We start from the raw sequence: 18,975 nt of genomic DNA, 5'->3' as shown, positions 1-18,975 counted from the left end.
GGGGCGCCCGACGTTCTCAGGCGGGGACGAACCGGACCGCGTCGGCGACCACGAACCCGTTGGTCTCCTCGGTGCGGATCAGCACGCTGCCGTCGCTGCCCGCCGTGAACGGGTAGGTGCCCAGGGGCACCCACTGGCCGCCGGCCTGCCGCTGGTCGACCGTCTTGGTGATCATCCCGCCGGCGTACGCGATGTCCACCGGCACGTTGGTGGCCCGGTTCGCGTGCGCGGTCCAGCGCAGCTGCACCGTCCACGAGCCGGCGGTGGGCAGCGTCGGGCGGAACCGCAGCCGGTTGACCCCCTTGTCGACGTTGCCGTCGTGCTCGTAGTCCGGGCCGTAGTAGCCGCCGGTGCTGCTGCTGCGTACCCACGTCCCGGCCCGGGTGATCCCACTTGCCGACGCGTTGTCCAGGATCACCTCGCTGCCGGAACCCCACTCCAGCACCCCGCCGTCCTGGCGCAGCCGGGCCTGGAGGGCGGGCACGGAGACGGCCTGTACGGCGAGGTTCCCGGCGAGCGCCAGGGACGCCGCGGTGGCCGCGGCCTGCCCGAGGATCATGAACACGGGTTCCATCCGGATCGAGCCGTACGCGATGTGGCTCGCCGAGAGGCAGACCGGCACCAGCAGGTTGGCGCACTGCGCCTGGTGCGGCACGATCGCTCGGTAGCTCACCGGGTACGGCGCCGGCACGCCGATCTGCACGTCCCCCTCGTTGCGGACCCGGCCGTCGACGACCACCCGCTGACAGTTGTGCGAGTCCATCGTGTAGCTGGCCAGGCCCACCGAGTCGGTGGCGCGTACCCGGCCCCGACAGTCGGCCTCGGTCATCACGTACGCGGAGACCATCCGGCGCGCCTCGCGGATGTAGAGCATCGGCGGCCAGCCGCCCGTGCTGGTGAACTCGTCCACCGGCAGCCCCCACCGGGCGGTCGAGTCACGTACCGACGCCGGCAGTCGGGGGTCGTTGGCCAGGAACCACATCAGCCCCTGCTGGTAGGTGCGGTGCTCGGCGATGATGCTCTCCCGCGCCGCCCAGCTCGCCGTCGGGTACGCGTAGTTGAAGCCGATGTTGTCGGTCGACACCGCGCCGTTGTTGTTGGAGTCGGTCTTCCCGCCGCCGATCGAGTGGGTGGAGAAGTACGGTCCCGGGTAGCCGGCCTGGATGTGTCGCAGCAGCAGCTCGTACCGGATCGGGTCGTAGCCGGACGGCTTGCCGAACGGGATCCGGTTGGCCGCCTGGGTCAGGCACATCCGGAAGCAGTACGCCTGGATCCGGTCGTCCCCGCTGCCCTGCGGGGCGAGCGGGGTGGCGGAGATGCCCGGCAGCAGGCCGCTCGCGGGCGAGCCGGCCGTCACGTACGGGTCGACGGGGTAGACGAACTGGTGGGTGTTGCGCGACTGCACCCCGTTGATCGTCTCGCCGTAGGTGTCGTTGGACTCCCGCCCGACGGTGAACCCCACCCCGGCCATGGCCAGCAGGTCGCCCTCGTAGGTGGCGTCGACGAACACCCCGCCCCGGTAGATCGACCCGTCCTCGGTCCGCAGCTCGGTGATCCGGTTGCCGGTGCGGCCGAGGCCGCTCAGCCGGGCGTTGACGATCACCGGAACGCCCGCCTCGGCCAGCATCTCGGCGAAGACGGCGGCGGCGACGTGCGGTTCGAAGGTCATCCGCAGCGGCGACGTCGGCGTGAGGGTTCCACCGTGGTACTTCACGTACACCCGGCGGTAGAACTCGGCGGCCAGCCCGCCGATGGACGCCTGGACGCCGGTGTCGGTGGCGCCCAGCCCGGCGGTGCTCAACCCACCCACGTGGCTGGTGGGCTCCACCACCACGGCGGTGCGGCCGAGCCGGCGCATGGTGATCGCGGCGGCCAGCCCGCCGGAGGTGGCACCGTAGACGACCAGGTCGGCGGTGGTGATGGCGGCTCGGGCGGGGTCGGCGCAGAACGGGCCGTCGAGACTGGCCAGGACGAGGCCGGCGCCGCCGACGGTCAACAGCCGACGACGGGACAGGTGCAGGGGCACGGCGGGGCTCCCGGGGGGTCACCGGTGGAGGGGACGGTTACAGAAGCACGCCGCTGCCGCTGCGAACGAGATTCTTCAATCTCTGCCGGCGGGTGTCAACGGGTCACGGCCGGTAACGGTAGCCCATTCCCGGCTCGGTGATGAGGTGCCGGGGGCGGGCCGGGTCGTCCTCCAGCTTGCGCCGCAACTGGGCCAGGTACTGCCGCAGGTAGTTGGTCTCGTTCTGGTACTCCGGCCCCCACACGTCGTGCAGGAGCTGACGTTGGCTGACCAGCTTGCCGGGGTGACGCAGCAGCTTCTCCAGCACGCTCCACTGGGTGGGGGTCAGCTTGACCTCGGTGCCGTCGTCGCTGCGCACGCTGTGGTCGGCCAGGTCGACGGTGTGCTGACCGATCCGCAGTGCCGGCACCGCCTCGCTGGGCGCGCCGAGGCGGCGGGTGACCGCGCGGATGCGGGCCAGCAGTTCCTCCACCCCGAACGGCTTGGTGACGTAGTCGTCGGCGCCCGCGTCGAGCGCCGCGACCTTGTCCTCACTGCCGGCCCGGCCGGAGAGCACGATGATCGGCACGGTGGTCCACCCCCGCAGGCCCCGGATCACCTCCACGCCGTCGATGTCGGGCAGGCCCAGGTCCAGCACCACCAGGTCGGGCGGGTGGCTGGCGGCGGCCTTCAACGCGGCGGCCCCGGTGCCGGCGACGTCCACGTCGTACCGGCGGGCACGCAGGTTGATGCGCAGGGCACGCAGGATCTGCGGCTCGTCGTCGACGACCAGGATGCGCGTCATTCCTGCGGCCCCTCCGAGGTGGTCGGCGCGGCCGGCAGCCGCAGCACCATGGTGAGCCCACCGCCGGGGGTGGTCTCCGGGGTGATGCTGCCACCCATCGCCTCGGCCAACCCCCGGGACAGGGCAAGACCGAGACCGACGCCGGTCTGGTTGTCCCGGTCACCGAGGCGTTGGAACGGCAGGAAGACGTGCTCCCACTGGTCCTCCGGGATGCCCGGCCCTCGGTCGATCACCCGCAGCTCAACCTGGCCGGCGTGGGCGCTGGCGGTGATCGTGGGCGGCTGACCCGGCGGGCTGTACCGCAACGCGTTGGCGACGATGTTGACCAGCACCCGTTCCAGCAGGCCCGGGTCGGCGGTGGCGGCCGGCAGGTCGGCCGGGATGTCCGTGCCGACCGTCGCGGCCGCCGGGCCAAGTTCGTCCAACGCCAGGGGTACGGCGTCCTCCAGGCCGATCGCGGTCGCCGAGATGCCCAGCACGCCCGCCTGGAGCCGGCTCATGTCCAGCAGGTTGCCGACCAGCCGGGCGAGGCGGTCCAGTGACTCCTCGGCGGTCTCCAGCAACTCCTCGCGGTCGGACTCGTCGAACTCGATGTCGTGGCTGCGCAGGCTGGTCACGGCCGCCTTCGCGGACGCCAGCGGCGTACGCAGGTCGTGGCTGACCGCCGCGAGCAGCGCGGTGCGCATCCGGTCGGCGGCGGCGAGGGGCCGGGCGGTGGCGGCCTCCTCGGCGAGCCGTTCCTGGCGCAGCGCGACGGCGGCCTGGGCGGCGAACGCCTCGACGATCCGCCGGTCGGCGGCTTCCAACCGCCGGCCGCTGAGCACCACGGTGATCCGGTCGTCGACAGGTACCGCCGTCTCGCCGCCGTCGGGCGTGCAGGCCGGCTGCTCGCCGACGCTGGCCACCACACACCAGGCGTGCTCCTCGCGGGCCCGCTCCGGACGCCCGCCGGCCTCCTCGGCCAGCTCCAGCACGCTCACCGCGCGCAGCCCGAAGGTCTCCCGGAGCTGATCCAACAGGGCGGGCAGGGGACGTTCGCCGCGCAGCACACCACCGGCGACGGCGGCGAGGGTCTGCGCGTCGGCGGCGGCCCGCGCGGCCTCCCGGGTACGCCGGGCGGCCACGTCGACGATCCAGCTCACCGCCAACGCCACACCGACGAAGACGGCCAGGGCGAGCAGGTTGTCCGCCTCGGCGATGGTCAGCGTGCGGAAGGGCGGGGTGAAGAACCAGTTGAGCAGCAGCGAGCCGCCGAGCGCGGCGACGAGGGCCGGCCACACCCCGCCGACCAGCGCGACCCCGACCACCCCGGCGAGGAACAGCAGGATGTCGTTGGTCAGCGTGAGGTCGGGCAGGGTCTTCAGCAGCAGGGTGAGCAGCGGCATGCCCAGCACCGCCAGGCCGAAGCCGAGCAGCCGGCGGCGTCGGGACAGCGCCGCCGGCACGGCCGCCGCCCGGCGACCCTTGCCGGCCTGTTTGTGGGTGACCAGGTGCACGTCGATCGAGCCGGAGAGCGCGGTGGTGGTCACCCCGACACCCCGGGCGAAGATCTGCGCGAGGCGACCCCGCCGGCTGGCGCCGAGCACCAGCTGGGTGGCGTTCACGCCCTGGGCGAAGTCCAGCAGCGCGGCCGGCACGTCGGTGCCGAGCACCTGGTGGTACGTGCCACCCAGGCTCTCCACCAGCACCCGTTGCCGGGCCAACTGGGCCGGGTCGGCCCCGGCCAGGCCGTCGCTGCGGGCCACGTGCACGGCGAGCAGGTCCGCGCCCTTGCTGCGAGCCGCGACCCGGGCCGCGCGACGGACCAGCGTCTCCCCCTCCGGGCCGCCGGTCAGCGCGACCACCACCCGTTCCCGGGCCTCCCAGGTGGCCGCGATGCCCTGCTGGCTGCGGTAGCGGTCGAGCTGCTCGTCGACCTTGTCGGCCAACCAGAGCAGCGCCAGCTCACGCAGCGCGGTGAGGTTGCCGACCCGGAAGTAGTTGCCCAACGCGGCGTCGATCTTGTCGGGTCGGTAGATGTTGCCGTGCGCCATCCGTCGGCGCAGCGCCTCCGGGGTCATGTCGACCAGCTCGACCTGCTCGGCGGCGCGGACGATCTCGTCCGGCACGGTCTCCCGCTGGGTGGTGCCGGTGATCTGCGCGACGACGTCGTTGACCGACTCCAGGTGCTGCACGTTGACCGTGGACAGCACGTCGATGCCCGCGTCGAGCAGCTCCTGGACGTCCTGCCAGCGCTTGCCGTGCCGGGAACCGGGCACGTTGCTGTGCGCCAACTCGTCGACCACCGCGATCTGTGGCCGGCGGGCCAGCACCGCGTCCAGGTCCATCTCGGTGAACTCCGCGCCCCGGTAGTCCATGGTCCGGCGGGGCACCTGCTCCAGGTCGCCGAGCATCGCGGCGGTGTGGTGCCGGCCGTGGGTCTCCACGAAACCGATCACCACGTCGGCGCCGCGCGCGGCCCGCCGCTGGGCCTCCTCCAACATGGCGTACGTCTTGCCGACGCCGGGGGCGGCCCCGAGATAGATGCGCAGTTCTCCACGTGGCACGGGGACCATCCTCCCTGGTCAGATCGGCGGGCGGGGCCGCGCCCGGTCGGCACGGCCCCGCCTGCGCGCGTGCTCAGCGTGCGGCGAACTGCTTGTCGAGGGCGAGGTTGAGCTCCAGCACGTTGACGCCGGGTTCACCCAGGAAGCCCAGCCCACGCCCGTCGGTGTGCTCCCTGACCAGCTTGCGGACCGCCGCCGGGTCCGCGCCGCGCTCCCGCGCGACCCGGTTCACCTGCAACTCGGCGTACGCCGGGCTGATCTGCGGGTCGAGGCCGCTGGCGCTGGCGGTGACCGCGTCGGCGGGCACCGCCGGGTCGGCGGGCGCGTCGCCCCGGATCGGGGTGATGACCCCACCGGCGGCCACGTAGTCCTCGCCGGGCTGGGCCAGCTCCACCGCCACCCCCTGGTAATCGGGGACGAACGGAGTCGCCGGAGCGGCCTGGTTGACGCTGACCACCCGGGTGACCGGGCCGGTCAGACCGTCGGCGCGGAAGACCGCGAGCACGGCACCCACCCCGTCGGCGGTGCAGTACGGGCGTCGACCGTCGACGCCGTTCAGCTCGCCGACGGACCTGCTGCGCCCGCACACCTGGGTGAGCAGGCTCTCGCTGGACTCCTCCGGGTCGGTGGCGATGGTGTCGACCACGCTCTCCGGGCCCAGGTTGCTGGCCGAGGTGGAGGTCGGGTCGTAGCCGTCGCCGGCGGCGGAGGGGCGGGACTGGAAGTACCGGGCGACGGGGTTGCCGTCCGCGTCGGTGAAGGACTGGCCGATCAGCGCGCTGCCGACCGTCGTCCCGCCCGAGGAGATCAGCGAGCCGTCGCTCTTGTGGTTGAGGCCGGGTAGCTGACCAACCGCTACCAGGGCCAGCGGGTAGACCAGGCCGAGCAGCACCGTGAAGACGAGTACGGCGCGCAGCGCGGCGAGGTGTTGGGCAATCCAGGTGGGTAGACGCATCACGAAATCCCCGGGATGAACTGGATGAGCAGGTCGATGAGCTTGATCCCGATGAACGGCACGATGATGCCGCCCAGCCCGTACACCAGCAGGTTGCGGCTGAGCAGCTTCGACGCGGCGGCCGGCCGGTACCGCACGCCGCGCAGGGCGAGCGGGATCAGCGCGATGATCACCAGGGCGTTGAAGATGACCGCGGCGAGGATCGCCGACTCCGGGCTGGACAGCCGCATGATGTTCAGCGCGTCCAGGCTCGGGTAGAGGCCGGCGAACATGGCCGGGATGATCGCGAAGTACTTCGCGATGTCGTTGGCGATGCTGAACGTGGTCAGCGCGCCACGGGTGATCAGCAACTGCTTGCCGATCTCGACGATCTCGATCAGCTTGGTCGGGTCGGAGTCGAGGTCGACCATGTTGCCGGCCTCCCTGGCTGCCGACGTACCGGTGTTCATCGCCACCCCGACGTCGGCCTGAGCCAGCGCCGGCGCGTCGTTGGTGCCGTCGCCGGTCATCGCGACCAGCCGGCCACCCTCCTGCTCCCGCTTGATCAGCGCGAGCTTGTCCTCCGGCGTCGCCTCGGCCAGGAAGTCGTCCACCCCGGCCTCGTCGGCGATCGCCTTCGCGGTACGCGGGTTGTCGCCGGTGATCATCACGGTCCGGATGCCCATCCGACGCATCTCGTCGAACCGCTCGCGCATGCCGGACTTGACCACGTCCTTCAGGTGGATGACACCGAGCGCACGGGCGGGCGCACCGTCGACGTGCTCGGCGACGACAAGCGGGGTGCCGCCGGTGCCGCTGATCGCGTCCACGATCTCGCCGACCTGCTCGGTCGGGTGGCCGCCGTTCTCCCGTACCCACTTCATCACCGCGGCGGCGGCGCCCTTGCGGACCCGGCGGGCCGTGCCCACCGCGCCGCCGTCCACGCTGGCGTCCGGGGTAAGGTCGACGCCGCTCATCCGGGTCTGCGCGGTGAACGGTACGAAGGTGGCGTGCGGCATCACGCCGGGCTCACGCTCGCGCAGCCCGAACTCGTTCTTCGCTAGGACGACCACCGAGCGCCCCTCCGGGGTCTCGTCGGTCAGGCTGGACAGCTGCGCGGCGTCGGCCAGCGTCGCGGCGTCGACCCCCTCGACCGGTACGAACTCGGCGGCCTGCCGGTTGCCCAGCGTGATGGTGCCGGTCTTGTCCAGCAGCAGGGTGTTGACGTCACCGGCCGCCTCGACGGCCCGGCCGCTCATGGCCAGGACGTTGCGTTGCACCAGCCGGTCCATGCCGGCGATGCCGATGGCGGAGAGCAGCGCGCCGATGGTGGTGGGGATCAGGCAGACCAGCAGCGAGATCAGCACCACGCCGGTGACACCGGAGTCGGTGATCGCGCCACTGTTCGGCGCGGCCGCCTGGTACGCCTTGGAGAAGATGGCCAGCGGCTGGAGGGTGACCACGGCCAGCAGGAAGATGACCGTGAGCGCCGCGAGCAGGATGTTCAGCGCGATCTCGTTCGGCGTCTTCTGCCGGTTGGCCCCCTCGACCAGGGCGATCATCCGGTCGATGAAGCTCTCCCCCGGCTTCTGCGTGATCTTCACGATGATCTGGTCGGAGAGCACCTTGGTGCCGCCGGTGACCGCGCTGCGGTCGCCGCCGGACTCCCGGATGACCGGGGCCGACTCGCCGGTGATGGCCGACTCGTCGACGCTGGCGATGCCCTCGACGATGTCGCCGTCGCCGGGGATGATGCCGCCCGCCTCGACGAGCACGACGTCGCCCTGACGCAGGTCCGGCGCGGGCACCGCCTCGTCGCGGTAGGTGTTGGCCCGTGCGCCCGGCTGCCAGTCGATCAGCCGGGTGGCGATGGTGTCCTTCTTCGCCTGCCGCAGGGTCGCGGCCTGGGCCTTGCCCCGACCCTCGGCGACCGCCTCGGCCAGGTTGGCGAAGACCACTGTCAGCCAGAGCCAGATGGTGATCGCCCAGGCGAACACCGACGGGTCGGTCACCGCCAGGACGGTGGTGAAGGCCGCGCCGACCTCCACGATCAGCATCACCGGGTTGCGCCACAGCGTGCCGGGGTTGAGCTTGCGAACCGCGTCCGGCAGGGACCGGATCAACTGCTTGGGGTCGAGCAGGCCCCCGCCGATCCGGTTGCCCTGGGTGGCGGGTGTGCCGGGAAGTTGCGCTGTCGGGGCGGACGTGACGGACATGTCCTCGTTCCTCATGATGGTCAGAGCCCCTCTGCCAGCGGGCCGAGCGCGAGCGCGGGCAGGAAGGTCAGCGCGACGAGGACGACCGTGACGCCGACGACCATGCCGATGAACAGCGGTCGGTGGGTCGGCAGGGTGCCCGCGGACGCGGGGGTGGGTGCCTGGCGGGCCAGCGAGCCGGCCAACGCGAGCACGAATATGAGCGGCAGGAACCGGCCCAGCAGCATGCACAACCCGAGGGCGGTGTCCCACCAGGTGGTGTTGACGGTGATGCCGCCGAAGGCGGAGCCGTTGTTGTTGCTGGCCGAGGTGAACGCATACAGCACCTCGGAGAGGCCGTGCGGGCCGACGTTGAGCGCCGTGGAGTTGTTGCCGGTGGCAAACGCCGCCGCCGTACCCACGAGCACCAGGATCGGCGTGATCAGGAAGTAGAGCGAGGCGAACTTGATCTCGCGCGACCCGATCTTCTTGCCCAGGTACTCCGGAGTGCGACCCACCATCAGCCCGGCCACGAAGACCGTGATCACCGCGAGGATGAGCAGGCCGTACAGACCGGAACCGGTGCCGCCCGGCGCGACCTCGCCGAGCATCATGTTGACCATGGTCATCATGCCGCCGAGCGACGTGAACGAGTCGTGGAACGAGTTCACCGCACCGGTCGAGGTGAGCGTGGTGGCGGCGGCGAAGGTCGCCGAGTTCGACACGTCGAACCGCACCTCCTTGCCCTCCATCGCCGCACCGACCGCCTGCGGCACCGTGCCGTGGCCGGCCAGCTCGAAGATGTTGGTGATGGCGACGCTGAGGAACGCGAGGATGCCCATCACCGCGGCGATGGCGTAGCCCTGCCGGTTCTGCCCGACCATCCGGCCGAACACCCGGGGCAGGCTGAACGGGATCAGGAAGATCAGGAAGATCTGCAGCCAGTTCGTCCAGGTGGTGGGGTTCTCGAACGGGTGCGCGCTGTTGACGTTGTAGAAGCCGCCACCGTTGGTGCCCAGCTCCTTGATCGCCTCCTGGCTGGCGACCGGACCACCGGTGATGGTCTGGGTGCCGCCGGTCAGCGTGCTCACGTCGGTGCCGGCGGACAGGTTCTGCACCGCTCCGCCAATCATCAGCGCGATGGCGCCGAGCACCGCGATCGGCAGCAGGATCCGCAGCGTGATCCGGGTCAGGTCGACCCAGAAGTTACCGAGCTGCCCGGTGCGGCTGCGGGCGAAGCCGCGTACCAGCGCGACCGCCACCGCGATGCCGACCGCCGCCGAGACGAAGTTCTGCACGGCCAGGCCGGCCATCTGCACCAGGTGGCCCATCGTCGACTCACCCGAGTACGACTGCCAGTTGGTGTTGGTCACGAACGACACGGCCGTGTTCCACGCGCCGTGCGGCACCACCGGGTCGAACCCCAGCGACAGCCACAGGTGGTTCTGCACCCGCTGGAACAGGTACAGGAACAGGATCGAGACCGCGGAGAACGCCAGCACGCTGCGGGCGTACACGCCCCAGGTCTGCTCGGCGGCCGGGTTGACCCCGACCAGGCGGTAGACCCCCCGCTCGCCCCACGACTGCTTGGTGCCGGAGACCGCCCGGAACATGTAGTCGCCGAACGGCTTGTAGACGGCGACGAGGGCCGCCACCAGCGTCAGCACGAAGATGACGCCCGCTGTTGTCATGGTCATCAGAAGCGCTCCGGAAACAGCAGGGCGAACACCAGGAACGCGCCCAGGACGATCGCGAGCACCAGACCGACGGCGTTGACCGCGTTCACAGCTTCTCCACCGCCCGGACCACCAGGGCGAGCACTGCGAACAGCGCCACCGTCAGGATCACGAACACCACGTCAGACACGCTGACTCCTCAGCCGGAAAGGTTCGTCGCGACCGCCTTCCGGTCGCGCCGGGCAATCAAAGCCCCGCCACCCGCCGAACGGCAGGGGTCATAACGCGACCATGACGGCGGCGAACCATTTCTTGACGTGGTTTTCACACCCGGCCGCTGAACAGGTGAAATGCGGCACAGACCCTCGCTGGTCCGCCGGACCAAGGCCAGTTGTCCGCCCTTTGCTCTGCACCCGCGGAGGCGACACTTACGGTCCGTAGCTGGTGCCTCCGCGGGTGCAGAGCAAAGGGGACGCAGGCACGCAAGAGGCCATGCGCAACCCCGGACGGGGTGGCGCATGGTGCGGTGAGGGCGGAGGTGCGAGGCCGTCAGGCCGGGCGGCGGGCCACCAGCACGTCCCGCATGATCGACTGGTCCACCCGGTGCCGCAGCGCGCGGTAGGGCTCGGTGTCGACCACGATCAGGCCGGCGTCGGCCAACGCCGCCGCCGCGTCGTCCCGGCTGGCGACGTGGGTGTTCCAGGAGACCCCGAGCGCACCGCCGGGGCGCAACAACCGGGCCCAGACCGGCGCGGCGTCCGCGAGCAACGCCAGCGGGTCGCGGGTCAACCCCTGCCCAGCGGTACGACTGCCGTGCTGCACGCCGTACGGCGCGTCGGCGACGACCAGGTCCACCGTCTCCGGGCGGAAGAACTCCGCCGACCGGGCGGTGTCGGCGTTGACCACGTCCAGCAACTGGGTCTGGCCGGCCTTGTGCTCCTCGCGGGTCGGCGCCAGCTCGATCCGCACCCGTCGGCCGACCACCTTGCGCTCCCGCCGCACCGGCCCCGACTCCAGCACCCGGTGCTTGACCCGCTTCTGCTTCAGCCAGGTGGTGATGAACGCCCGGTACGCCTCGACGTCCTTCTGGTCGCGCTCGATGCCGGCGGCGTCGAAGCCGTACATCAGCGCCTGGTTCAGGGTGGTGCCCCGACCACAGAGCGGGTCGAGCACCCGGAACCGGCGGCTGGTCATCTCGGTGGCCCAGTCCGACGCGAGCAGGGTGACGTTGAGCAGCAGCTTGGTGAACTGCTCGTTGGTCTTGCCCGGGTACTTCTGGATGGTGAGCAGGTCGTCGTCGTAGCGGTCCAGACGGCTCCACTCGATCGGCCGCAGCAGCTCGCCGACGATCTCGAAGAGCGCGTACCCGGCGGAGAGGTTGCCCAGGACGGCCAGGTCCCGCTCGGTCAGCCCGTCGCCACTGAAGGTGACGTAGGACGCCCCGCCGACGACCTCGGTGTCCAGCTCGCCGATCCGGCCGTCCAGCGCCGAGCGGCCGAAGATCTCCAGCTCGGCCCGGGTGAGGTCGACGGCGGCGCGGGCGTACACCCGGTTGGTGGCGGGCAGGATGAGCAGGCCGTAACGCGTCATGATCCGGCGAGTATTCCACAACCAGTCACGATCGCCGGGAACCGGAGCGGCCGCCGGAGCGACTACCGATACATGGGGTGTGAGCAGTGGCGGGAGGTCCTGTCCGCGCAGCTGGACGGGGAGGAGACCGCCGCCGAACTGACGGCGGTGCAGGGGCACCTCGACGGGTGCGCCGAGTGTCGGGCCTGGTTCACGGCGGCGGCCGCGGTGACACGTCGGGTTCGTACCCGATTGGTGGTCGAGGTGCCCGACCGGACGGCGGCGATCCTTGCCGCCAGCGCGGCGGCACCCGCCCGTCAGCGGTGGTGGCAGCGCCTGACCGGACGAGGTCGGCTGGTCACCGGCCTGCGCCCGGCGTTCGGGCGTGCCGGGTCGGTCGCCGGAGGGCTGCGCGCGGCGTTCGGACGTGGCCCGCTCGTCGTCGGCCTGCGCTCGGCGCTCGGGCTGCTCGGCGCGGTGCAACTGGTGCTCGGCCTGGCCCAGGTGGGCCGGGGCGCGACCGCCGACCACCTGCACCCCACCGGCCAGCACCTGTGGCACGAGTCGGCGGCGTGGAACGTGGCCGTCGGCGCCGGCTTCCTGTTCGTGGCACTGCGCCGCAGCCCACCCGCCGGGCTGTTGCCGATGCTCAGCGCGTTCGTCGGCACGCTGCTGCTGCTGTCGGTCAACGACCTGGCCACCGGATCGGTGGGCGGGGAACGGCTGATCAGCCACGGCTTCCTGGTGGTCGGCTACCTGATCACCGTGCTGTTGTCCCGGCCCGGCCTGCGCCCCGGCGGGCCAGCACCGCAGCGGCAGCCCACACCGTCCCGCTGGCGGTTCGGGGCCGACGAGGTGGACCGGCCACTGCGGGTGGTACGCCCCGAGTCCTATCCGGCGCAGGCCGCCGACCGGTACGCCGCCCCGGCGGCGCGTACCGATCAGGCCGGCGACCGGCGAGCCGCCTGATCGCCGACAGCCCCGACCTGATCAGCTGTTTACGGCGGTCGCTAGGGCTGCGCTCGCGCCGGACGTATCCGTTGCGCTCAAGTTCGTCGATGACCGCGACCATCGGGGTCTGTCTAGTTCGGTTCGCTCGCTACGCTGACGATCAGCGAGCCGACCTCACTGGGAGAGTCGAATGAAGATGCGCGTCATCCTCACCATCGTCGGCGTGATCACCGCGACGCCCGCACTTGCCCTGTTCTGGCCGCAACTGCTGACCAGCAGCTATGGATTGGCCGACCCCGACCGCATGACCACTGCGCTGCTCCAGCACCGGGGTGTGCTGCAGGCGGCCCTTGGCGCGGCCGTCATCTGGGGAGCCTTCCACCTGCCAGCCAGAGTGCCGGCGGCGGCGACGGCCATCATCACCAAGTCGGTGTTTCTCGCCCTGACCGTCGTCGACGTCCGCATGCGGGCCGACATGAACCTCATCTCGCTGGTGTTCGACCCGATCGCCATCGTCATCCTGACCATCGCCATCGTTTTTCACCTCCGCGAATCGTCCCCCGCCGCCGCACCAGCCTGAAGCCCGGCGCTGGTGCGGCCCCGGCAAGACGTGGGTTCCGTCAACGGCGAAACGATCGCGCAGGCGCCGGCCGGGTCGAACCGTCATCGGCGAGGACCTGCGGGATGACCTGTTCGACGATGGTCAGCAGGGTCGTGGTGAGCAGCAGGTGCACCTGGGCGCGGGTCAACGCCCCACGCTGGAGCCACTCCCGGGCCGTCGACGTGGCCAGCCCGCCGTACGCACGGACCATCCCGCGCAACTCCTCGCGGTGCTCCGCCTCGCCGGCCAGCCCGACGGCGACCAGCATCCGGTCCGCGGCGACCTCCTCGGCCTCGGCGAGCACCCGCTCCACGTCGGCGTCGCCGCCCATCCCCCGGGCGGTGACCGCCGCCAGCCACGAGGTGCTGTGCCGGGACACCACGTCGAGGAACCAGGTGACGCTGGCGTCGACCCGGGTCCGGAGATCACCCTTGGGCAGCCGCTCCAGGGCAACCTCGGGGATGGTCACCATGACCCGGACGACCTCCAGGTAGAGGTCCTTCTTCGCCCCGAAGTAGTGGTTGACCAGGCCGCGAGCTACGCCTGCCTCGCGGGCGACGTCGGTGGTCGACACGTCCGCGTACGGGCGCTCGCCGAACAGCCGGACCGCGCAGGCCAGGATCTGCCCACGCCGGGCGTCCGGCTCCAAACGGCGGCGGCGCGGGGCCGTCTCGACACTCATCTGCCCGACCCTATCGACAGCTCACCGACCAACCGCCGTTCCTCACCTTGATCACTTGATGCTCAGTAGTCGTCAGAGCTGTCTCTGAGCTTCTCAGCATCAAGTGATCGCCGCAGGCCCGGGCGACGCGGATGGAGTGGCGGGTTGCACCGGTTGGCGATTGCCTTCGCCCCAGATTGGCGAACATCTGGACGCGAACTCCGTCGAGCAGGGCCGGAGGCGTGGCACTCATCGCCCGGTTCTCGCTCGGCCTGCTCTTTCGCGGACGTCCCGACGGCCTGGGCCCGGCGGCTGATCAGACTTATTGACATGCCGCCAACAGCGCGCGAGGGTGATGCACATGCCGACACCCCCGCCCGACGGCTCCCCCTCATCCTGGCGCGAGCCGGAGCATGACGACCTGGCCGAGTTGGCCCGCACCTTCTTCACCAAGGAGGTGTTGCCGCACGCCGAGCGCCTGCTGACGCAGGGCCATCCGGACCGTGAGCACTACCGGCGCGCCGGTGAGCTGGGGCTGCTCGGCCTGTCCGTTCCGGAGGAGTACGGCGGCGGGGGCGGCGGGTTCACCCACGAGGCGGTGCTGCTGCACGAGCAGGCGTACGCCGGGGAGGGCAGCCTCGGCCTGGCCGTCCACAGTGGCATCGTGACCGGTTACCTGGTCGCGTACGGCAGCGAGGAGCAGAAGCGGCGCTGGCTGCCCGGCCTGTGCAGCGGTGAGTTGGTCGGCGCCATCGCGATGACCGAGCCGGACGGTGGCTCCGATCTGCAGGCGATGCGGACCCGGGCGGTCCGCGACGGCGACGACTACCTGGTGACCGGCGCGAAGACGTTCATCACCAACGGTGGTCTGGCCGATCTGGTCATCGTGGCCGTGAAGACCGACCCCGAGCAGCGGGCGTCCGGCGTCTCGCTGCTGGTCTGCGAGGTGGGTGGCGACCCGGCGGGGTTCCGGCGAGGTCGGCTGCTGTCCAAGATCGGCCTGCACGCCAACGACACGGCCGAGTTGTTCTTCGACGAGTTCCGGGTGCCGGCGGCCAACCTGCTCGGCGGTGCCGAGGGGCTGGGCTTCATCCAGCTCATGCAGCAGCTCCCGCAGGAACGGCTGGTCATCGGCGTCGGCGCGGTCGCGGCCATGGAACGGGCGGTCGCGCTGACCGTCGCGTACGCCAAGGAGCGCATCGCCTTCGGCAAGACCCTGATGGGTCACCAGAACACCCGGATGGTGCTCGCGGAGTGCGCCACCCGCGCCCGGGTCAGCCGGGTCTTCCTGGACGACTGCATCGTCCGACACACGCGTGGCGACCTGGACGTGGCCACCGCGGCGATGGCGAAGTCGTGGCTCACCGACGGTCAGTGTGAGGTCGTCGACCGGTGCCTGCAGCTCTTCGGCGGCTACGGCTACACGACGGAGTACCCGATCGCCCGGATGTACGCCGACGCCCGCGTCCAGAAGATCTACGGCGGCACCAACGAGATCATGAAGGAGTTGATCGCCCGTGCCCTCTGAGGCGTACGTCTATGACGCGGTCCGCACCCCGCGCGGACGCGGCCGGGACACCGGGGCGCTGCACGGGGTCAAGCCGATCTCCCTGGTGGTCGGCCTGGTCGACGCGTTGCGCGAGCGCAACCCCGGCCTGGACGTGGGCCGGCTGGAGGACCTGCTGCTCGGCATCGTGACCCCGGTCGGCGAGCAGGGCGGCGACCTGGCCCGGGCCGCCGCGCTGCTGGCCGGGCTGCCCGACCAGGTGGGCGGGGTGCAGCTCAACCGGTTCTGCGCCTCGGGGTTGGAGGCGGTCAACTCCGCCGCGGCGCGAATCCGCTCCGGCTGGGAGCATCTGCTGCTCGCCGGCGGGGTCGAGTCGATGTCCCGGGTGCCGATGGGCTCCGACGGCGCGGCCTGGGCCACCGATCCGCAGACCGCGCTGGCCACGTCGTTCGTGCCGCAGGGCGTCAGCGCCGACCTGATCGCCACCCTGGAGGGCTTCACCCGCGACGACGTGGACGGCTACGCGCTGCGGTCGCAGGAGCGGGCCGCCAAGGCCTGGGCCGGCGGGTACTTCACCCGTTCCGTGGTGCCGGTCCGCGACGGCAACGGGCTGGACATCCTCACCGTCGACGAGCACCCGCGCCCGGAGACCACCCGGGAGGCGCTGGCCAGGCTCACCCCGTCCTTCGCCACGATGGGCGAGGCGGCCGGCTTCGACGCGGTGGCGTTGCAGAAGTTCCACTGGTTGGAGGCGATCGAGCACGTCCACCACGCGGGCAACTCGTCAGGCATCGTGGACGGCGCCGCGCTGGTGCTGATCGGCTCGGGCGACGTCGGTCGGGATCTCGGCCTGACCCCGCGCGCCCGGATCGTCGGCGCGGCGGTCACCGGCGCCGACCCGACGCTGATGTTGACCGGCCCGATCCCGGCCACCCACAAGGCGCTCGCCGTCGCCGGGTTGACCCTCGACGACATCGACCTGTTCGAGATCAACGAGGCGTTCGCCGCGGTGGTGCTCAAGTACGTCCGTGACCTGGGCCTCGACCCGGACCGGGTGAACGTCAACGGTGGCGCGATCGCGCTCGGCCACCCGCTCGGCGCGACCGGAGCGATGCTGCTCGGTACGGCGTTGGACGAGTTGGAGCGCCGCGACCTGCGCCGCGCCGTGGTGACCCTCTGCATCGGCGGCGGCATGGGCGTCGCCACCGTTCTCGAGCGCTGCTGACCCGGAGGACGACCATGACCAACACCATCCGGTACGACCGCGGCGCCGACGGCATCGTCACGCTCACCCTGGACGACCCGACCCAGTCCGCCAACACCATGAACCGGGCGTACGCCGCCTCGATGAGCGCGGTACTCGACCGACTGGAGGCCGAGCCCGATCTCGTCGGTGTGATCGTGACCAGCGCGAAGTCGACCTTCTTCGCCGGCGGCGACCTGCCCGAGATGATCCGGGCCAGCCGGGCCGACGCGCCCGACCTGGCCGACCTGCTCGGCACCATCAAACGGGACCTGCGTCGGTTGGAGACGCTGGGCCGGCCGGTGGTCGCCGCGGTCAACGGCTCGGCGCTCGGCGGTGGCCTGGAGATCGCGCTCGCCTGCCACCACCGGATCGCGCTGGACGCGCCCGGCAGCCGGCTCGGGCTGCCCGAGGTGACCCTGGGTCTGCTGCCCGGGGCGGGCGGTGTCACCCGGACGGTACGGATGCTCGGCCTGGCCGGCGCGCTGACCACCGTGCTGCTCACCGGCCGGCGGATGCGCCCGGCCGACGCCCTGTCCGCCGGGCTGGTCGACGAGGTGGTCGCCACGCCGACGGAGCTGCTGGAGCACGCCCGGGCCTGGATCGCGGCGAACCCGCGCCCGGCACAACCGTGGGACCGACCGAACTACCGGATGCCGGGCGGCACCCCGGCCAGCCGCTCGCTGGCGGCCCAGCTCCCCGCGTTCCCGGCGACGCTGCGCAAGCAGCTCAAGGGCGCCCGGCTACCCGCACCCGAGGCGATCCTGGCCGCCGCCGTCGAGGGCGCACAGGTCGACCTGGAGACCGCCCTGACCGTGGAGACCCGGCACCTGATCGGTCTGCTCACCGGGCAGGTCGCCAAGAACATGATCCGCGCGTTCTTCTTCGACCTGAAGGCCGTCAACGGTGGCGCGGGCCGACCGGCCGATGTGGACGCCGCACCGGTACGCCGGGTGGCGGTGCTCGGGGCCGGCATGATGGGCGCGGGCATCGCGTACGCCTGCGCCAGCGCCGGGCTGGACGTCGTGGTCAAGGACGTCACACCGGAGGCCGCCGGGCGGGCCCGGGAGCACGCCGAGCGGTTGCTGGCCCGCAGGGTACGCAAGGGCCGCGCGACCGAGGCGGACGCCCGCGCCGTGCTGGACCGGATCACCACCACCGACCGGGTGGACGCGCTGGCCGGCTGCGACGCGGTCATCGAGGCGGTCTTCGAGGACCCGGCGCTGAAACAGCAGGTCTTCGCCGAGGTGCTGCCCGTGTTGGCGCCCGACGCGCTGCTCGCCTCCAACACCTCCACCCTGCCGATCACCGGGCTGGCCGCCGGCGTGGACCGGCCGGCGGACTTCATCGGCATGCACTTCTTCTCGCCTGTGGACCGGATGCCGTTGCTGGAGATCGTGGTGGGCGAGCGGACCGGGGACGTGGCGCTGGCTCGGGCGTTCGACCTGGGCCGACGGATCGGCAAGACCCCGATCGTGGTCAACGACGGCCGGGGCTTCTTCACCAGCCGGGTGATCGGCCGGTTCATCGACGAGGCGGTCGGCATGGTCGCCGAGGGTGTCCCCGCCGCGTCGGTGGAGCAGGCCGCCCTCCAGGCCGGCTACCCGACCGGGCCGCTGGCGCTGGCCGACGAGGTGAGTCTCACGCTGATCCAGCGGATCCGCCGCCAGTTCGAGGCGGTCAGCGAGGAGTTTCGGCCCCTGCCGGCGCACCGCCTGGTGGACGAGCTGGTCGACGCGTACGACCGGCCGGGGCGGGCCGCCGGACGCGGCTTCTACTCCTACGACGACGGCACCCGGGGCCGGCTGTGGCCCGGCCTCGCCGACCTGACCACCGAGACGGGTCGGGCGGTGCCGTTCACCGACCTCCAGGAGCGGATGCTCTTCGCCGAGGCGCTGGACGCGCTGCACTGCCTCGACGAGGGGGTGCTGCGCACCGAGGCCGACGCCAACATCGGCTCGATCTTCGGCATCGGCTTCCCGGCCTGGACGGGAGGGGTGATCCGCTACGTCCGGCAGTACGCGGGCGGCCCGGCCGGTTTCGCGGCCCGGGCCACCGAGTTGGCCGACCGCTACGGCGAGCGGTTCACGCCCCCCGCCGACCTGGTCGACCGGCTCGCCACCTCGGCCGACCGCCCCGCCGAGCCGGTGGGCGTCGCGTGACGGCGGCTCGCGGCGGGCCGCTGGCCGGGATACGGGTGGTCGAGCTGGCCAGCCTCGCGCCTGCGCCGTTCGGCTGCATGGTGCTCGCCGACGTCGGCGCGGACGTGGTGCGGGTGGACC

At 71.6% G+C, this 18,975-nt stretch carries 15 protein-coding genes and 1 pseudogene; 6 read left to right on the top strand and 10 right to left on the bottom strand.

All coding sequences use genetic code 11. From position 1 onward, the window contains the following. Positions 1-16: 16 nt before the first annotated feature. The 8 genes from PSH25_RS28055 to PSH25_RS28020 form a co-directional block, all read right to left on the bottom strand. On the bottom strand, positions 17-2,026 hold the full coding sequence (locus PSH25_RS28055) for an FAD-dependent oxidoreductase (RefSeq protein ID WP_238661895.1): 2,010 nt from the start codon (positions 2,024-2,026) through the stop codon (positions 17-19). 103 nt (positions 2,027-2,129) lie between these two features. After that, positions 2,130-2,810 carry a response regulator gene (locus PSH25_RS28050; RefSeq protein WP_238661894.1) on the bottom strand — a complete coding sequence of 227 codons (681 nt, stop codon included), beginning with the start codon at positions 2,808-2,810 and terminating at the stop codon, positions 2,130-2,132. Beyond that, the gene (locus PSH25_RS28045) at positions 2,807-5,356 is read right to left on the bottom strand and encodes a sensor histidine kinase (RefSeq protein WP_238661893.1); all 2,550 of its coding nucleotides are present in this window, start codon (positions 5,354-5,356) and stop codon (positions 2,807-2,809) included. Before PSH25_RS28045 ends, PSH25_RS28050 begins: the two co-directional genes overlap by 4 nt. Before the next feature lie 73 nt (positions 5,357-5,429). Then, on the bottom strand, positions 5,430-6,311 hold the full coding sequence (locus PSH25_RS28040; RefSeq protein WP_238661892.1) for a potassium-transporting ATPase subunit C: 882 nt from the start codon (positions 6,309-6,311) through the stop codon (positions 5,430-5,432). Next, entirely contained in the window at positions 6,311-8,506 is a 2,196-nt protein-coding gene (kdpB, locus tag PSH25_RS28035) for a potassium-transporting ATPase subunit KdpB (RefSeq protein WP_238661891.1), read from the bottom strand. The genes PSH25_RS28040 and kdpB overlap by 1 nt, the downstream gene beginning before the upstream one ends. Positions 8,507-8,526: 20 nt before the next feature. Beyond that, a complete protein-coding gene (gene kdpA / locus PSH25_RS28030; protein ID WP_238661890.1) occupies positions 8,527-10,182 on the bottom strand; it encodes a potassium-transporting ATPase subunit KdpA in 1,656 nt (551 codons plus the stop codon). Next, positions 10,182-10,271 (bottom strand): K(+)-transporting ATPase subunit F, encoded by a 90-nt coding sequence (gene kdpF, locus PSH25_RS28025; RefSeq protein WP_036390805.1) that lies wholly within the window; start codon positions 10,269-10,271, stop codon positions 10,182-10,184. Before kdpF ends, kdpA begins: the two co-directional genes overlap by 1 nt. A 439-nt stretch (positions 10,272-10,710) precedes the next feature. Continuing rightward, on the bottom strand, positions 10,711-11,751 hold the full coding sequence (locus PSH25_RS28020) for a TRM11 family SAM-dependent methyltransferase (protein ID WP_238661889.1): 1,041 nt from the start codon (positions 11,749-11,751) through the stop codon (positions 10,711-10,713). A 72-nt stretch (positions 11,752-11,823) separates the two neighbouring features. Between PSH25_RS28020 and PSH25_RS28015 the strand changes: the two genes are divergently transcribed. Then, the gene (locus PSH25_RS28015; protein ID WP_238661888.1) at positions 11,824-12,699 is read left to right on the top strand and encodes a zf-HC2 domain-containing protein; all 876 of its coding nucleotides are present in this window, start codon (positions 11,824-11,826) and stop codon (positions 12,697-12,699) included. Between the two features lie 37 nt (positions 12,700-12,736). Here the strand turns inward: PSH25_RS28015 and PSH25_RS33770 are convergent. Then, positions 12,737-12,802, bottom strand: a pseudogene (locus tag PSH25_RS33770) (MarR family transcriptional regulator); the annotation flags it as partial. Between the two features lie 69 nt (positions 12,803-12,871). Between PSH25_RS33770 and PSH25_RS28005 the strand changes: the two are divergent. Beyond that, positions 12,872-13,261: a hypothetical protein gene (locus PSH25_RS28005; RefSeq protein WP_238661887.1), complete on the top strand. Its 390-nt coding sequence runs from the start codon at positions 12,872-12,874 to the stop codon at positions 13,259-13,261. A gap of 40 nt (positions 13,262-13,301) precedes the next feature. Here the strand turns inward: PSH25_RS28005 and PSH25_RS28000 are convergent, their stop codons facing one another. Beyond that, on the bottom strand, positions 13,302-13,964 hold the full coding sequence (locus tag PSH25_RS28000) for a TetR/AcrR family transcriptional regulator (RefSeq protein ID WP_238661886.1): 663 nt from the start codon (positions 13,962-13,964) through the stop codon (positions 13,302-13,304). Positions 13,965-14,304: 340 nt separating this feature from the next. On the opposite strand from PSH25_RS28000, the gene PSH25_RS27995 reads away from it, so the two are divergent. The 4 genes from PSH25_RS27995 to PSH25_RS27980 form a co-directional block, all read left to right on the top strand. After that, a complete protein-coding gene (locus PSH25_RS27995) occupies positions 14,305-15,471 on the top strand; it encodes an acyl-CoA dehydrogenase family protein (RefSeq protein WP_238661885.1) in 1,167 nt (388 codons plus the stop codon). After that, on the top strand, positions 15,461-16,675 hold the full coding sequence (locus tag PSH25_RS27990; RefSeq protein ID WP_238661884.1) for an acetyl-CoA C-acetyltransferase: 1,215 nt from the start codon (positions 15,461-15,463) through the stop codon (positions 16,673-16,675). Before PSH25_RS27995 ends, PSH25_RS27990 begins: the two co-directional genes overlap by 11 nt. A gap of 14 nt (positions 16,676-16,689) precedes the next feature. After that, positions 16,690-18,855 (top strand): 3-hydroxyacyl-CoA dehydrogenase NAD-binding domain-containing protein, encoded by a 2,166-nt coding sequence (locus tag PSH25_RS27985; protein WP_238661883.1) that lies wholly within the window; start codon positions 16,690-16,692, stop codon positions 18,853-18,855. Then, positions 18,852-18,975, top strand: a 124-nt coding sequence (locus PSH25_RS27980; RefSeq protein WP_238661928.1) for a CoA transferase, incomplete at its 3' end; no start/stop codon positions are given. The genes PSH25_RS27985 and PSH25_RS27980, both read left to right, overlap by 4 nt.

The organism is Micromonospora foliorum (genome assembly GCF_022229015.1).
Lineage (GTDB): Bacteria > Actinomycetota > Actinomycetes > Mycobacteriales > Micromonosporaceae > Micromonospora > Micromonospora foliorum.
This window is presented reverse-complemented; position numbering and strand designations above follow the sequence as displayed.

What these genes read in the sequence shown, in the direction of transcription:
- PSH25_RS27985 (WP_238661883.1), top strand. Translation starts at nt 16,690, where the DNA reads ATGACCAACACCATCCGGTACGACCGCGGCGCCGACGGCATCGTCACG.
- PSH25_RS27995 (WP_238661885.1), top strand. Translation starts at nt 14,305, where the DNA reads ATGCCGACACCCCCGCCCGACGGCTCCCCCTCATCCTGGCGCGAGCCG.
- PSH25_RS28040 (WP_238661892.1), bottom strand. Translation starts at nt 6,311, where the DNA reads ATGCGTCTACCCACCTGGATTGCCCAACACCTCGCCGCGCTGCGCGCC.
- PSH25_RS28050 (WP_238661894.1), bottom strand. Translation starts at nt 2,810, where the DNA reads ATGACGCGCATCCTGGTCGTCGACGACGAGCCGCAGATCCTGCGTGCC.
- PSH25_RS28015 (WP_238661888.1), top strand. Translation starts at nt 11,824, where the DNA reads ATGGGGTGTGAGCAGTGGCGGGAGGTCCTGTCCGCGCAGCTGGACGGG.
- kdpB (WP_238661891.1), bottom strand. Translation starts at nt 8,506, where the DNA reads ATGTCCGTCACGTCCGCCCCGACAGCGCAACTTCCCGGCACACCCGCC.
- kdpA (WP_238661890.1), bottom strand. Translation starts at nt 10,182, where the DNA reads ATGACCATGACAACAGCGGGCGTCATCTTCGTGCTGACGCTGGTGGCG.
- PSH25_RS28000 (WP_238661886.1), bottom strand. Translation starts at nt 13,964, where the DNA reads ATGAGTGTCGAGACGGCCCCGCGCCGCCGCCGTTTGGAGCCGGACGCC.
- PSH25_RS28005 (WP_238661887.1), top strand. Translation starts at nt 12,872, where the DNA reads ATGAAGATGCGCGTCATCCTCACCATCGTCGGCGTGATCACCGCGACG.
- PSH25_RS28020 (WP_238661889.1), bottom strand. Translation starts at nt 11,751, where the DNA reads ATGACGCGTTACGGCCTGCTCATCCTGCCCGCCACCAACCGGGTGTAC.